Source organism: Gaetbulibacter saemankumensis DSM 17032 (assembly GCF_000425645.1).
GTDB lineage: Bacteria > Bacteroidota > Bacteroidia > Flavobacteriales > Flavobacteriaceae > Gaetbulibacter > Gaetbulibacter saemankumensis.
Genome location: NZ_AUDV01000009.1, coordinates 1 through 15,440 on the forward strand (window position 1 = coordinate 1; position 15,440 = coordinate 15,440).

A 15,440-nucleotide genomic window follows, 5' to 3' on the forward strand; every position below is an offset into this window, starting at 1 on the left:
TCGCTAGGTGGTGTACCCACTGCTATCGCATCTGGTGCGTTCAAGGTCCAAGTCGCCTCTACATCGAAGGTCTCACATAAATCTGTAATGGTCCAAACCACTGTCGCTGTTCCGCCAGCACATAAGTCTGGTGCATTATCCTGTGACTTAATGCTACCCTCTGGAGCACATCCGCCTGTTATACTTGCTACTGCCGCATTGGTCGTATCAGTTATCCATTGTGCATAGGCTGCATCTACCGCATCCTGATCTGTAAACATACATGAATCCGCCTCTGCATCGCTAGGTGGTGTACCCACTGCTATCGCATCTGGTGCGTTTAGTACAAAAGTTTCTGAACAACTCCCTATTTGACTACACTCATCCGTTGCACTAATCATTACCATTACACTGTCACCACATTCATCAAGTGTTATACCTGTCAAATCATTTGCTGACTCTCCATTAACCATATAGCTTATGGAAGGATTTACACCTCCACTTACTGAAAATCCAGATAGCCAGGAAGCTAATGCCGAAGCAATGTCATCAGACGATGAACAAGCATCTAGATTAACCGGATCGGGACAGCTCACAGTCATTGTTGGTGCTATATTAACCGTAATAATAGCATCGTCACTATTGGTACATCCATTTCCATCGGTATATGTGTATGTTACCGAATAATCGTCTGGAGCTAATCCAGTAGCATCAAACAAGCCACTTTGGCTTACATGATCACCACTCCAGGTTCCTCCTTCTGGAGACCCCGTTAATTGTATTGTTGCTTCTGTACATTCTAAAGACGCTGGATTTGCTGTTACATCTGGTAAGCCATTTACAGTAAGCGTACCAATAGCGTCCCCTCCCGATGGTGAACATCCATTAGGACTTGTCACCATTACGGAGTAATCTCCAACATCTGATAATTGTGCTGAATCAAAAATAATAGTCGCTGTACCCTGGCCATTAAACGTTCCTGGCCCTGACCATTGAAACGTGTAACCATTAGCTACTGGGTTTTCAATAACCATATTACCCTGACTTACAGTTGCTGTTAAACTGGCAGAACCATTAACACAGACCTCATCGTTGCTAACATTAACACCAGGTGGTAAATTAAAACTACCACCTACGAAATCTTTCGAATCGGCTGTTATTTCAGCTGACGATCTGGTTTCCAGCATCCATGTTGCACCACAAATGATTTCAGGATTATTTTGTAAATCAAAAACATCTGTTATATCTATAACACCTTCATAAAACTCGTTGTAATCGTATTCGGTTTGTCCTTCCGGAACTATAAAATTCGAAGGAACTGGAACGGGACCTCCGTTATTTTGACCAACCTGGGAATCAAGCCCAATTTTAACTAAAGAATTATTATTACCCTCTGTTCCATTACCCGGACCAACCCATTTAAGTACTGTAATAGCAGCATCTCGTCCGCCACCGGTGAAATCTGCTAACACTAGAAGGTCTCCTACACAGGAATCGATATCAAAAAAAGTACCTGGATTATCAGGATCTTCCTCTCCAAAATTAGTAAAGTGGTCTGGACTAAAATATTTATCGCCATCATCTATAGCCGTGGAACCATTTAACAAAAGCCAAAATCCAATATATCCGGTTCCTTTATTGCTTTCCCTGTCACCAGCAAAAAATAGATAAGTGTGTTCCGGATTATACACATTAAACGGTGAAGCAGCTCCGCAAATTGGAGACCCATTGATACCCGTATAGATTACAGCAGCTGCATTCATGATATCACTCTTGGCCTGCATAGGACTAAATGTCCAGTTACTGTAATCTGGTGTTGGAGAGGCTTGCCCCCAGCTTTTGAAGTCTTTACCACCTGTAAAGATATCATCCTGATTTCCTGTAAAAACGTCTGCTTTAAGCTCGAACGTCGGTGCTCCAGTAACTGCGAGACCATCCCATTCTTCAGAGTCTCCATCAATACACGGCACGCCTGTCTGCGCCTTCAAACTACCTACAGCTCCAAACAAAAAAAGCATAACTACCGCAAAGGAGGCTATACTTTTTAAATGTTTCCTAAGTAAACTTAAGCAACATGCAATCAAATTCAGAGACGTCTGTCTCCATGTGTTTTGGGTAAAATTGTACATTAACATAACATTTTAATTAATTAATAAATGATGTTAACATAAATAAGGTTAACAATTTACCGCTTTCATAATAGTATTATGAATGCTAAATAAACTATTAAAACATTAGTAAGACGAGGGCATCTTTAATTTGCTATTAATCAGATAAACTCTCAAGGACATAAGAGTTAGCACAAGATGTAGAAATGAGGGAACTCAAATTTAGAAAATTTTAACAGGCTTTTCAATATTAAATCTTGCATTTTAGATATCATGTAGTCTTTTTAAGATTAAAAACTGTTCAGCAACAAAACACCTCTTATTTTATCGATAAAATACATTTTTTATAGGCGAATGAAAAATAAATCCGACTAACTAACAACTATAAATAACAAAACTTACTTCATTATATTCAAAAACTCATTTACAATTTAAAATATTATTCAATTATTTGCTTTAAATGTTAATAATAAATTAAAATGTCTTGAAGAAAACCGTAAATTTTTATTTTTGATACTTAAACATATTATTATAAATGAAAAAACTACTCTTATTTGCCCTGGCAACCAGTATTTTAGCTTGTAATGAAACCCCTAAAAACTACGCCACTTTTTCCGGAAAAATATCGAATAAAAAAAGCGACTCTATAGTGGTTTTAAGTCGTACGTTTTCTAAAACTATTAATGTTAACGAAGACGGCACTTTTAAAGACACCTTAAAGATTGAGCCTGGCGTTTACAGGTTTCACGACGGTAATAAAGCGGCCTCTGTTTTCCTTAAAAATGGCTTTGATTTAAAAGTTAACCTAGATGCCAACGAATTTAATTCTTCATTAACTTTTGAAGGCGATGGGGCTGTTGATAACAATTTCCTTATTGAAACATCTAAATTACAAGAAGATATAATCGATTTAGATGCTATGGCTAATTTAGACATGGCAAGTTTAGATAAAGAATTTGCTAGCATAGAAAATAAATTGAATGAACATTGGCAATCGAACCCACAAATTGATACGGTTCTAACTAATGAATTCAAAAACAACATAACACCTATGCTTTCGTATTATAAAAAGCATGTATCTGAAACGATAGCTTTAAAAGCAGAATTACCTAAGGGTGCTCCTTCTCCAGATTTTTCAGATTATGAAAACTACAAAGGCGGTACAACTTCGCTTGCAGATTTAAAAGGTAAATACGTTTACGTTGATGTTTGGGCTACCTGGTGTGGACCTTGTAAAGCTGAAATTCCTTCACTTAAGAAGTTAGAAGAAGCATACCACGGAAAAAACATCCATTTTGTGAGCATGTCTGTTGATGATGACAGAAGTCATGGCGGTTCTTGGGATAAAGCAAGAGAAGATTGGAAAGCTATGGTGGCTGATAAAGAATTAAGTGGTATCCAAATTTTTGCGCCTAAAGGATGGCAATCTGAATTTGTACAGAATTACAGAATCAAAGGTATTCCTAGATTTATTTTAATCGATCCTAATGGAAACATTGTAACACCGGATGCTCCAAGACCTTCGTCTGACAAATTAATTGAGCTATTCGATTCTTTAGAAATCTAAAAAGATTTTAACTCAAAAAAAAAGCCACTTTTAAGTGGCTTTTTTTATATCTTGTTTTATGTACTTTGTTGTATATCTTCGGACCGTTTAAACAAGTCTTTATAAGCTTCACTAATATATTCTACAATATTACTGGCAACTAAACTTTCGTTGCCATAATTTATAGCCGCCAAATCACCTGCGCTTCCATGTAAATAAACACCAAAAACTGTTGCATTTAAGGGGGTGTAACCCTGGGATATTAAACCCGCAATAATACCGGTTAAAACGTCACCACTTCCTGCAGTGGCCATGCCTGGATTTCCTGTGGTATTAATATATACACTATCCTGGAATACTATATTTGTATAAGCTCCTTTTATCACCATGATACAATCATAGGTTTTGGTGAATTTTTTAACTTTTTCTAGTTTATCAAAATCATCTCGCCATACACCTATAAGTCGCTCTAATTCCTTTGGATGCGGTGTGAATATACTGTGCTTCGGAATCAATTGTAATAGGTGTTTATTAGAAGCTAAAATATTAATGGCATCAGCATCAATAACTAAAGACAAAAGGTTTGACTTTAAAATTTGAGATAAAGCTTCAACTGTTTTTTCATCTGTACCTAATCCTACACCTAGGCCAATGGCACTGGGTTTAATATCATAATGTATTTCTGAAATCACATATTCTTCAGCATCAGCCATTACCATAACTTCAGGAATGGCTGTTTGTAAGGGAGTAACCCCACACTTTGGAACATAAGCAGTTACCAAACCAGCCCCTGTTACCAGTGCCGCCCTACTGCATAAATTAACCGCTCCTATTTTTCCATAACTCCCACCAATTATTAAAGTATGTCCAAAACTTCCTTTATGAGCAAAACGATGTCTTCGCTTATATAAAGGAAGGATATCTTTTTTTGAAATAATATAGCCTTTAGCATCTACATTTCGCATGAATTCCTGATCAATTCCAATATCTAAAACCTCCCATTCCGGACTAAATTTAGCAGTTTCAGGAAGAAAAAAAACGATTTTAGGACTTGCCAAAGTTAATGTGGCTGAAGCTTTGATAACATCATCATCACTTTCCGGAATTTTATCAGTCTGCAATCCGGAAGGAATATCAATAGATAACGTATATGCTGTTGAATTTTGAATATGTTTAAATAAATTCTTCACCCATGTTGCCACCGGTCTGTTGAGGCCTATTCCAAAAATAGCATCTACAACTATATCTTCTGCATTAATAACAGGAAAATCTTCTTCACTAGTCATAAGCTTTGGCCATAACTTCGTAATATTCTTAACCCGATCGTAATTAATTAAAAAATCCTTTGAGCGTTTATCACTATAATTCACTATATAAATATTGACATTATAGCCTTCTAATATTAAATGGCGGGCAAGTACCAGACCATCGCCACCATTATTACCAATACCACAAAAAATATGAATAGGGACCTGTGCGCCCTGCAAACGCAGGTGTAACCAATTAAAAATTTGCTCGCCCGCCCGTTCCATTAAATCAGTTGATGTAATTTGTTGGCGTTCTATGGTAATTTTATCAGCTTGATAAACCTGTTCTTTACTAAGTATCTTCATGAGGTAATTATCAATTTTTCATTTCTTATTCCTTTCCTTAAAAGTTTTCAGAAGAAAATACGGTCTTAATAAGAATATTGTAAAAAATTTTATTAAGTTTTTTAATTAATCTAAAAGTAATACTTTTGAATTGTATATTTACACTTATAATGAATCATTTAATCCAAAATAACAAGATCCTTGCCTCTTTTTCAACGAAAAAGACTACTTTTATTTTTGGAACAACTACAACAATTACAACCCTTTGGGGTTGCTAATTATATATACTTCCGGCTATAATTGTAATTTCAGTATTACAATAAATTAAATTTATTTATTAAATTATTAATTCATTAAAACATGAAAGTTTTAAAATTTGGTGGAACTTCTGTAGGTTCCTCACAAAACATAAATAATGTAATCGACATTCTTGAAAACTATTCTAAACAAGATCAGGTTGTATGTGTTGTTTCGGCTGTAGGAGGTATAACCGACAAATTACTTCTCGCAGGCAAACAAGCACAAAACAAAGATGAAGCTTACATTGAAACCTTCACTCTAATTCAAGATATTCATTTCGATATAATTAATCAGTTAAACACGAATACCAGCTCAGAACTTATTAGCTTCGCCGATGCTAAACTAGGCGAATTAAAAAGTCTTTTAGATGGTATTTATTTAATTAACGAACTATCTCCTAAAACTTCAGATAAGCTAGTCAGTTTCGGAGAATTATTATCATCGGTTATTATTGCTGAAACCATGAAGAATCGTGGCATTTCAGCCAAGCAAAAAAATGCTCAGGAATTAATTATTACGAATTCTAATTTTACGAAAGCAGAAGTTGACTATAGCATTACAAATAAAAATATCAAGTCCTATTTTAATACTATAGACCAAAAGATAACCATTCTTCCTGGTTTTATATCCAAATCAAAACTAGGAGAGCAAACAACTTTAGGTCGTGGCGGATCAGACTTTACAGCAGCCATAGTAGCAGCAGCACTAAGGGTAGAGCAGTTAGAAATTTGGACAGATGTAAGCGGTATGTTTACAACAAATCCTAAAATCGTAAAACAGGCCTACCCCATCGAAAAGATTTCATACCAGGAAGCTATGGAGTTATCACATTTTGGTGCTAAAGTATTATACCCACCGACGGTACAACCTGTATTAGATTTGAATATCCCAATTCACATAAAAAACACGCTGGAACCTGAAGCTTTAGGAACCGTCATTTCTAGTGAAGAAACCAAATCTACATCTCCTGTTAAAGGAATAAGCAATATCAGTAATATTGCCTTGCTTACACTTGAAGGTAGTGGTATGATTGGTATTCCTGGTTTTTCAAAACGTTTATTTGAAACCTTATTTCTGGAAAAAATAAACATCATTTTAATTACTCAGGCATCTTCTGAACATTCTATATGTTTAGGAATCGATGAAAACGATGCGGACCAAGCACAGGCTGCTATAGATGCTGCTTTTGAATATGAGATTGCCTTGCATAAAATAAATCCTATTATCGTAGAACGTGATCTTTCCATTGTAGCCTTAGTTGGTGATCATATGAAAAATCATCAAGGTTTAAGCGGTAAAATGTTTAGCGCACTAGGAAGAAACAATGTTAATATTAGAGCTATCGCTCAAGGAGCTTCAGAAAAAAATATTTCGGTAGTCATTGCTGAAAAACATGTAAAAAAGGCTTTAAATACGCTTCACGAGCAGTTTTTCGAAATTAAAACAAAACAGCTTAATGTATTTATTACAGGAGTTGGAAATGTTGGTGAAAAATTGGTTGAACAAATTAAGCAGCAACGAAAATATTTAAAAGACAACCTAAAAATAAACCTTCGCATTATAGGCTTATCTAATTCCAAAAAGATGATCTTTGATGAAGACGGCATTAACCTAAAATCGTGGAAGGAAGATTTACATCAAGGCGAAAAAGCATCATTAACTGGCTTTTTCGAAAAAACAAAATCACTTAACTTACGTAATAGCATTTTCGTAGATGTAACCGCTAATAAAGATGTCGCTAGTTTGTATGAACATTATTTACGTGAAAGCATTGGTGTAGTAGCGTGTAATAAAATCGCCTGCTCAAGTGATTTAGAAAACTATAAATTATTAAAACGATTGTCGCTTAAATACAATGCGCCTTTATTGTTTGAAACCAATGTAGGTGCAGGATTACCGATTATAGACACTTTGAATAATTTAATTGCTTCGGGAGATAAAATCAACTCCATTCACGCAGTGCTTTCAGGTAGTTTGAATTTCGTATTCAATAATTTTAACAACAAGACAAAGTTCTATGACGTCGTAAAACAAGCTGCCGCAGAAGGCTATACAGAACCAGACCCACGCATCGATTTAAGCGGTGTGGATGTAGCAAGAAAAATATTGATTCTTGCCAGGGAAAGTGGTGTTCAAATGAATTTAGAAGATATAGAAAACACACCTTTCTTATCTGAAGCTGGATTAAAAAGTGATACCGTTGATGATTTTTACGAGACTTTAATTCAGGATGAAGCACACTACCAAAATCTATATGCATCGGCTAAAGCAAAAGATTGTCAATTAAAATATGTGGCACAATTCAATAATGGCAAAGCCAGCGTTGGTTTACAGGAAATTCCAAATGGTCATCCATTTTATAATCTGGAAGGAAAAGACAATATTGTCATGTTCTATACACAACGCTACCCAGAACAACCTATGATTATTAAAGGAGCCGGCGCAGGTGCAGAAGTCACAGCTTCTGGGTTATTTGCTGACATTATTAAAATTGGAAACGAATAAGAAAACATGAAAGTAGATGATAAAAGTTCTTGTTTTTGCTCTAGCGCACCCGAGAACTATTTAATAGAAAATATGAACGAAATAAAAATATTCTCTCCGGCAACTGTAGCCAATGTGGCTTGTGGATTCGATGTGATGGGTTTTTGCCTTGATAGTGTTGGTGATGAAATGGTGATTCGAAAAATAGATAAAAAAGGGATTTTTATTACTAAGTCTGAAGGATTCGATTTACCACTAAAAACCGAAGAAAATGTGGCAGGCGTATCGGCTTTAGCTATGTATCAAGCTGCACAGCCTGACTGTGGATTCGAAATTGAAATCTACAAAAATATAAAACCAGGCAGTGGTATTGGTAGTAGCGCAGCTAGTGCGGTAGGTAGTGTTTTTGGAATGAACGAACTACTCGGTAGACCTTACAATAAAACACAACTTACAGAATTTGCTATTAAAGGTGAAGCTTTAGCTAGTAAGTGTGAACATGCCGATAATCTGGCGCCTGCTATGTTTGGCGGATTCACATTAGTTAAGAGCGTAAGTCCTTTAGAAATTCTTGAAATTCCAACCCCTTCAGATTTATACGCCACAATAATTCATCCCCAAATTGAGATAAAAACATCAGAAGCTAGAGCTATTTTGCCAAAAGATATTTCTTTAAGTAATGCAATTACTCAATGGGCTAATTTCGGAAGCTTCATTCATGCCTTACACACCAGTAACTACGAATTAATTAGAAAGTCGCTTCATGATGTTGTCATTGAGCCTTATCGTAAGAAACTTATTCCACACTATGACGAGGTTAAATCTGCCGTCTTAAATGCAGGAGGTTTGGGCGTTGGAATCTCTGGATCCGGACCCTCAATATTTTCTTTAAGCAAAGGTGTTGAAAATGCTGAAAAAGTGAAGCTTGCGATGAATGATGTGTATTCAAAAACGGGTCTTGCTTTCGATATTCACCTTACTAAAATTAATTCAGAAGGAATAAAAATAATACCTTAACTACAAGGGTTAACAATAATAAAAATGAACTACTATTCACTAAACCAAGAGGCTGAGAAATCTACATTCAAGAATGCCGTTATAAAAGGAATAGCACCTGATAAAGGATTATATTTTCCAGAAAATATTACGGCTTTACCTAAGTCGTTTTATGATAATATTGATAATTTATCTTATTCTGAAATTGCTTTTGAAGCCATAAAACAATTTATATCACCTGACATACCTGAAGACACTTTAAAAACTATTGTAGAAGAAACACTATCATTCGATTTCCCTATTGTAAAATTAAACGACAACATTTCAACACTCGAGCTTTTTCATGGTCCTACTATGGCCTTTAAAGATGTAGGTGCTCGCTTTATGGCACGTTGTTTAGGGTATTTCAACCAAAATAACAACAAAGAAGTTACTGTGTTAGTGGCGACATCTGGTGATACCGGAGGCGCAGTCGCTAATGGCTTCCTAGGTGTTAAAGGAGTTAATGTAGTTATTTTATATCCCAGTGGAAAAGTAAGTGATATTCAAGAGAAACAATTAACTACTCTTGGTGAGAATATTAAAGCATTGGAAGTTAATGGTACTTTCGATGATTGCCAGGCCATGGTAAAAACAGCCTTTTTGGATGAAACGCTGACTTGCAATATGCAACTCACTTCTGCCAATTCCATAAACGTAGCGCGCTGGCTTCCACAACTATTTTATTTTATGTTTGCTTATAAACAACTACATAACAAACATAAACACATGGTGTTTTCGGTACCTAGTGGTAATTTTGGTAATATTTGTGCAGGTATGATGGCACAACAATTAGGTTTACCTATTAAGCATTTTGTAGCATCGAACAATGCCAATAATGTGGTAACCCGTTATTTAATATCGCAATTATACGAGCCAAAACCTTCTGTACAAACCATAAGTAATGCGATGGATGTTGGAGCTCCAAGTAACTTTATCCGTATCCAGGAGATTTATAAAAATAGTTTCGATAAGCTAAAAGAGAATTTATCATCTTATAGCTTTTCAGATGAACAAACGAAAGAAGCTATGTTAGAAATCTTCAACAACTACAACTATGTAGCCGATCCTCATGGGGCTGTTGGTTATTTAGGTTGTAAAGCATATTTAAAGGAACATCCAGAAGCTCATTGCGTGTTTTTAGAGACCGCACATCCTACAAAGTTTTTAGATATAGTTGAAGAAGTTATAAAAGAAGAACAAACTTTACCTAAACAGATACAATCAGTCATAGGAAAAGAAAAAGAATCTATATCCATTTCAACTTATGAAGACTTAAAATCCTTTTTATTAGAATAGGTCGTATCAAGTATATCTTTTATTGCATAGCAACAAATGGATTTTATAAAATCTCTAATTATATCGATTAATAAATATAACTAATGTCATAACTTTTTAATTACATTAGTTTTAATATAGACCTTACTAATCAACTGCAAACTAAATGATCGCTAAACCTATCACTATCTATGTCTTTTTAACATGGTTTATTATTCCATTTTTATGTTTTGGTCAGGAACCAATTGAGAAAAAACTAAAGTTTAATGCTGATTTCAGATTTAGAATTGAAGAAGATTGGAATTCAAAAAAATCAGATGATTCTTTTAGAGATAACCGTACACGACTTAGGTATAGATTAAGAGCTGGGTTTAATTATAAACTAAACCATTGGTCAGACTTTGGAGCTCGCATAAGAACAGGATTACCAAACAAACAACAAGACCCTCAAATTACACTTGGTGATGGCTTTGCTGAATTTAATGTTATTCCACTGGGCTTTGAAAAATTATATTTTCAAGCAGAACAAAAAGGCTATAAATTTTGGCTAGGTAAAAATACATTTCCGTTTTACAAGCAACATGAACTTTTTTGGAGTGACAATGTATATCCCGAAGGTTTGTTTTTCAAAAAGAAAGTACATTTTAATTCCAGCGTATTTGATCAATTAGACATAAACGCAGGACATTTCATAATTAGAGCATCGGGCACATCATTAGATAAAGATAGGTATTTTCAAGGTTTACAAGCCTCAACTACATTTTTAAAACAAAAAATAGCCTTATTCTCTTCGTTATATTATTTCAAAAACATGCCTAACATTCCTGATGGAGGCGAGACATTTACACTTGATTATGCTATTTTTAACATAGGCACCACTTTGCGCGTTTCACAACCACACAATATCTATTTTGAAATAGATTATTATCATAATTTTGAAGATTATAATCAAAACGAAAACATTGTTATTCCCTTTAAAAACCAAAAGAATGGTTTAATTACAGGAATAAGTTACGGTAGTTTAAAGCAAAAGAAAGATTGGAAATTCAAAGCAACATACTCCTATTTAGAGCGTTATGCCGCGGTTGACTTTTTGGCTCAGAATGATTGGGCAAGATGGGATTACTCTAATTTAGATTCTCCTGACGGTAGATTAACAAATTTTAAAGGAATAGAATTGGTTGCAAGTTATTTACTAGCAAAAAACATGAAACTTACTCTAAAGTACTATAAAGTAAAACAGTTAATTCCTTTTGGTGTTGCAAAAGAAACTGGAGATAGAATTCGTCTAGATTTAGACGTTAAAATTTAAAAATGTACAATATAACTTCAATTTTCAACCATTCAACAGAATTCATTATCTCTTATAAGGATTCAATCTTGTTCTTTTAAAGTAATGAATATAATAATGAAAGTAGAGATGATTCTTTCTCATACTTTTAGTAATAAATTAGTGTAAAGGGTCGGGATATCATCACCAAGCTATCAATATAAGATCTAATTGATTTTAGCAAAAGAGCATTTATTTCTGACCATTCAGATTGAGTTCGTTAATTCCCAATAGGAAAGTAAAAATATAGCAAAATCTATTACCTAATAAACAAGGATACAGTCACTACAAATAAGACCAAAATAACAAGGTATAGTAAATGTGCATTCTCTATCGTTGTTTTTTATTATTTCGATAGTATTTGTATTAGTAAACAAGTATAGGTTTATATTTTAATTGGAGTTAAAATTTATGAATTTTCAGTAATTATAGCTTGTATTTTTACATATCTCCCCTTTTTTAGTTTGAATAAAATCTCACATCTACAAATTTTCAATACATTTGCGTTCAATATAAAAACAACTAGAATTCTTTCTTATTTCTCAAATTTTAAGGAGTAAAAAAGAAGATAAAATCAAAATATTTAAAATGAAAAACACAGCTTTAACAAAAACTCATGAAGCTTTAGGAGCGAAATTAGTTCCATTTGCAGGATATAATATGCCCGTTCAATATGAAGGTGTTAACCTAGAACACGAAACTGTAAGAAATGCCGTTGGTGTTTTCGATGTATCGCATATGGGTGAGTTTTTAATAGAGGGTGAAAACGCTTTAGCTTTAATTCAAAAAGTATCAAGTAACGATGCCAGTAAATTAAGCATTGGTAAAGCTCAGTACAGTTGTATGCCAAATGAAGATGGTGGTATAGTAGACGATTTAATTATTTATCAACTTAAAGAAACACAGTATTTATTGGTAGTAAATGCTAGTAACATTGAAAAAGACTGGAACTGGATAGCATCTAAAAATGATGTTGGCGCTACTATGCGCAATTTAAGTGATGAGTATTCTTTATTAGCTATTCAAGGACCAAAATCTATTGAAGCTATGCAGTCTTTAACTAGCCACGATTTGGCTGCTATTAAATTTTACAATTTTGAAGTTGGAGATTTTGCAGGCATTGACAATGTGATTATTTCCGCTACGGGATATACAGGTAGTGGCGGTTTTGAAATCTATGTAAAAAACGAAGACGTACAACAAGTTTGGGATAAGGTATTCGAAGCAGGTGCCGATTATGGTATTAAACCAATTGGATTAGCCGCTCGTGACACTTTACGCCTTGAAATGGGGTATTGCCTATATGGAAATGATATTGATGACACGACATCACCAATTGAAGCTGGTTTAGGGTGGATTACAAAATTCACAAAGGATTTCACTAATTCTGAAGCCTTAAAAGCTCAAAAAGAAGCTGGTGTGTCACGTAAGCTTATTGCCTTCGAATTAGACGAAAGAGGTATTCCTCGTCATGATTACGAAATTGTAGATGCAGAAGGTAATATTATTGGGAAAGTAACTTCTGGAACTATGTCTCCTAGTTTAGGTAAAGGTATTGGTTTGGGGTATGTAACTACCGACTTTTCTAAAGTTGATAGTAAAATATATATTCAAGTACGTAAAAAAGCTATTCCTGCGACAGTAGTTAAGTTGCCTTTCTATAAAGGATAATAAAATCTGTCTTTGCCTGTGAATGACGTAACTGATGGAGAAGAAAACAAGCAAACATAGAATTCTAATTTTAGGTGCCAGTGGTTTTTTAGGTGGTGCGCTTTACAAAGAGCTCTACCCTTATTTTAATACCTATGGCACCTATAATACAGACAGCTCTTTTTACGAAAAAAATCATCAGTTTTTTCAATATAATTTTGAAGAAGACGATATTTATGAAATTCTAGAGTCTGTAAAACCAACGGTTATTATTTCAGCCCTTCGAGGTGATTTTGCTGCACAATTCATAGCGCACAAACATCTTTCGGAATATGTGCTTACTCAAAAAATAAAATTCATCTTTTTATCTTCAGCAAATGTATTCGACGCCTACAGCAAGTATCCTAGCTACGAAGAAGATAAAACTTTAAGCCCCAGCATATATGGTCATTTCAAAATAAAAATTGAAAACATGCTTTTGCGACTACCAAAAAAGTACGTCGCCATTTTGAGACTTCCGATGGTATTTGGGGTACAATCACCAAGAGTACAGGAGCTAATAACACATGTTAAAGAAAAAACACCTATTGAAGTATTTCCTAATTTGATTATGAATGTAACTACCGAGTCGAAAGTAACCCAGCAAATTCATTACATTATCAATCAAAATAAAAAAGGTGTTTTTCATTTAGGCAGTACCGATTTAGTTCATCACGATGATTTCATAAAAGATATTATCAATACGCTCGGACTTAAAAAAGCCATTTATAAACGTGTTTACACAACAAATGACGATAGATATCTAGCCGTATTACCAAAATACAATCTGTTACCCAAAAACTTACAAATTTTAAGTCAGGAAATACTAACTGAATTAGAAATTTAATTGATTTTAACTTCTGAAATGATTACATTGAAGACATTAATTTCAACATAAAAACCATATTCAAATGAAAAAATTATCAGAACAAGATATAGAGAAAAAATTATTGCATTTACCAGAATGGGATTATTACGACGACGCGCTGCATGCCGAATTTGAGTTCGAAAACTTTAAAGATTGCTTTAGTGCTATGAGTAGAATTGCTTTTGAATGTGAGGCTTTAAATCACCACCCAGATTGGTCGAATGTTTATAATGTACTTACCATTTCTTTATCTACTCACGACGCTAATGGGGTTACCGAAAAGGATTTTCAATTAGCCAAAGCTATAGAAACTATTGTAGAGCCTGATGAAGAATAAAGTTTAACTATCTTATTTAATTTCTAATATTTTGATTTGTAGATTTTTTTAAATTTGCATTCAAAATATATAAACTTTAACCGCTTTCTAAGCGATTTGAATAAAAATAAACATTATGGGAAGAGCTTTTGAATTTAGAAAAGCACGAAAAATGAAACGTTGGTCTGCTATGAGTAAGGCATTTACTCGTATCGGAAAAGATATTGTAATGGCTGTTAAAGAAGGTGGTCCTGACCCAGATAGTAATTCGCGATTAAGAGCGGTTATCCAAAATGCCAAGTCGGTTAACATGCCGAAAGATAATATTGAGCGCGCCATTAAGCGTGCCTCAGATAAAAATCAGGGTGATTATAAAGAAGTGATATTTGAAGGTTATGCACCTCATGGTATCGCCATTTTGGTTGAGACAGCAACCGATAACAATACCAGAACCGTAGCGAATGTTCGTAGTTATTTTAATAAATGCGATGGTAGTTTAGGTACTTCTGGCTCGGTTGTATTTATGTTCGATCACACCTGTAATTTCAGAATAAACGCTGAAGGATTAGACCCAGAAGAAATTGAATTAGAATTCATCGATTACGGCGCGGAAGAAGTTTTTGCAGATGAAGATGGTATTTTAATTTACGCACCCTTCGAAAATTTTGGAGCCATTCAGGCTGAATTAGAATCTAGAGGCATAGAAATATTATCTTCCGGGTTTGAACGTATTCCTCAGGTAACAAAAAAATTGAATGAAGAGCAGGCTGCTGATGTTGAAAAACTTCTTGAAAAACTAGAAGAAGATGATGATGTGCAGAATGTATATCATACGATGGAAGAAATCGCTGAGTAAACTTTTAAATATTATATAAAGAGAGGCCGTCATTTTATGATGGCCTTTTTTATTTAATA

Annotated in this window: 11 protein-coding genes; 9 read left to right on the forward strand and 2 right to left on the reverse strand. The window is 34.4% G+C overall.

Going from position 1 to position 15,440, the window contains the following annotated elements; translation table 11 throughout:
- Positions 1-2,108: hypothetical protein (locus H611_RS14060; RefSeq protein ID WP_157515062.1), on the reverse strand; the 2,108-nt coding region annotated here is incomplete at its 3' end.
- A gap of 514 nt (positions 2,109-2,622) precedes the next feature.
- On the opposite strand from H611_RS14060, the gene H611_RS0106545 reads away from it, so the two are divergent.
- Positions 2,623-3,654 (forward strand): TlpA family protein disulfide reductase, encoded by a 1,032-nt coding sequence (locus H611_RS0106545; RefSeq protein ID WP_027137603.1) that lies wholly within the window; start codon positions 2,623-2,625, stop codon positions 3,652-3,654.
- A 56-nt stretch (positions 3,655-3,710) separates the two neighbouring features.
- Here H611_RS0106545 and H611_RS0106550 read toward each other — a convergent pair whose 3' ends face one another.
- Positions 3,711-5,246, reverse strand: a complete 1,536-nt coding sequence (locus tag H611_RS0106550) for an NAD(P)H-hydrate dehydratase (RefSeq protein WP_027137604.1) — start codon at positions 5,244-5,246, stop codon at positions 3,711-3,713.
- Positions 5,247-5,585: 339 nt separating this feature from the next.
- Between H611_RS0106550 and thrA the strand changes: the two genes are divergently transcribed.
- From thrA to H611_RS0106590, 8 genes are all read left to right on the forward strand, one after another.
- The gene (thrA, locus tag H611_RS0106555; protein ID WP_027137605.1) at positions 5,586-8,030 is read left to right on the forward strand and encodes a bifunctional aspartate kinase/homoserine dehydrogenase I; all 2,445 of its coding nucleotides are present in this window, start codon (positions 5,586-5,588) and stop codon (positions 8,028-8,030) included.
- 72 nt (positions 8,031-8,102) lie between these two features.
- Positions 8,103-9,026, forward strand: coding sequence for a homoserine kinase (locus H611_RS0106560; RefSeq protein WP_027137606.1), 924 nt, complete (start codon positions 8,103-8,105; stop codon positions 9,024-9,026).
- 24 nt (positions 9,027-9,050) lie between these two features.
- Complete coding sequence (thrC, locus tag H611_RS0106565) at positions 9,051-10,343, forward strand: threonine synthase (protein ID WP_027137607.1); 1,293 nt, start codon at positions 9,051-9,053, stop codon at positions 10,341-10,343.
- 145 nt (positions 10,344-10,488) lie between these two features.
- A complete protein-coding gene (locus H611_RS0106570) occupies positions 10,489-11,634 on the forward strand; it encodes a putative porin (protein ID WP_027137608.1) in 1,146 nt (381 codons plus the stop codon).
- 606 nt (positions 11,635-12,240) lie between these two features.
- Positions 12,241-13,323 carry a glycine cleavage system aminomethyltransferase GcvT gene (gene gcvT / locus H611_RS0106575; RefSeq protein ID WP_027137609.1) on the forward strand — a complete coding sequence of 361 codons (1,083 nt, stop codon included), beginning with the start codon at positions 12,241-12,243 and terminating at the stop codon, positions 13,321-13,323.
- 34 nt (positions 13,324-13,357) lie between these two features.
- Positions 13,358-14,188 carry a sugar nucleotide-binding protein gene (locus H611_RS0106580; protein ID WP_027137610.1) on the forward strand — a complete coding sequence of 277 codons (831 nt, stop codon included), beginning with the start codon at positions 13,358-13,360 and terminating at the stop codon, positions 14,186-14,188.
- Positions 14,189-14,252: 64 nt separating this feature from the next.
- On the forward strand, positions 14,253-14,546 hold the full coding sequence (locus tag H611_RS0106585; RefSeq protein WP_027137611.1) for a 4a-hydroxytetrahydrobiopterin dehydratase: 294 nt from the start codon (positions 14,253-14,255) through the stop codon (positions 14,544-14,546).
- A 115-nt stretch (positions 14,547-14,661) separates the two neighbouring features.
- Complete coding sequence (locus H611_RS0106590) at positions 14,662-15,381, forward strand: YebC/PmpR family DNA-binding transcriptional regulator (protein WP_027137612.1); 720 nt, start codon at positions 14,662-14,664, stop codon at positions 15,379-15,381.
- Positions 15,382-15,440 lie beyond the last annotated feature (59 nt).

Bases quoted from the DNA above. Each gene is read 5' to 3' on its own strand.
- thrC (WP_027137607.1), top strand. From the start codon at position 9,051: ATGAACTACTATTCACTAAACCAAGAGGCTGAGAAATCTACATTCAAG.
- H611_RS0106590 (WP_027137612.1), top strand. From the start codon at position 14,662: ATGGGAAGAGCTTTTGAATTTAGAAAAGCACGAAAAATGAAACGTTGG.
- H611_RS0106545 (WP_027137603.1), top strand. From the start codon at position 2,623: ATGAAAAAACTACTCTTATTTGCCCTGGCAACCAGTATTTTAGCTTGT.
- H611_RS0106580 (WP_027137610.1), top strand. From the start codon at position 13,358: ATGGAGAAGAAAACAAGCAAACATAGAATTCTAATTTTAGGTGCCAGT.
- H611_RS0106585 (WP_027137611.1), top strand. From the start codon at position 14,253: ATGAAAAAATTATCAGAACAAGATATAGAGAAAAAATTATTGCATTTA.
- H611_RS0106560 (WP_027137606.1), top strand. From the start codon at position 8,103: ATGAACGAAATAAAAATATTCTCTCCGGCAACTGTAGCCAATGTGGCT.
- thrA (WP_027137605.1), top strand. From the start codon at position 5,586: ATGAAAGTTTTAAAATTTGGTGGAACTTCTGTAGGTTCCTCACAAAAC.
- H611_RS0106570 (WP_027137608.1), top strand. From the start codon at position 10,489: ATGATCGCTAAACCTATCACTATCTATGTCTTTTTAACATGGTTTATT.
- H611_RS0106550 (WP_027137604.1), bottom strand. From the start codon at position 5,246: ATGAAGATACTTAGTAAAGAACAGGTTTATCAAGCTGATAAAATTACC.
- gcvT (WP_027137609.1), top strand. From the start codon at position 12,241: ATGAAAAACACAGCTTTAACAAAAACTCATGAAGCTTTAGGAGCGAAA.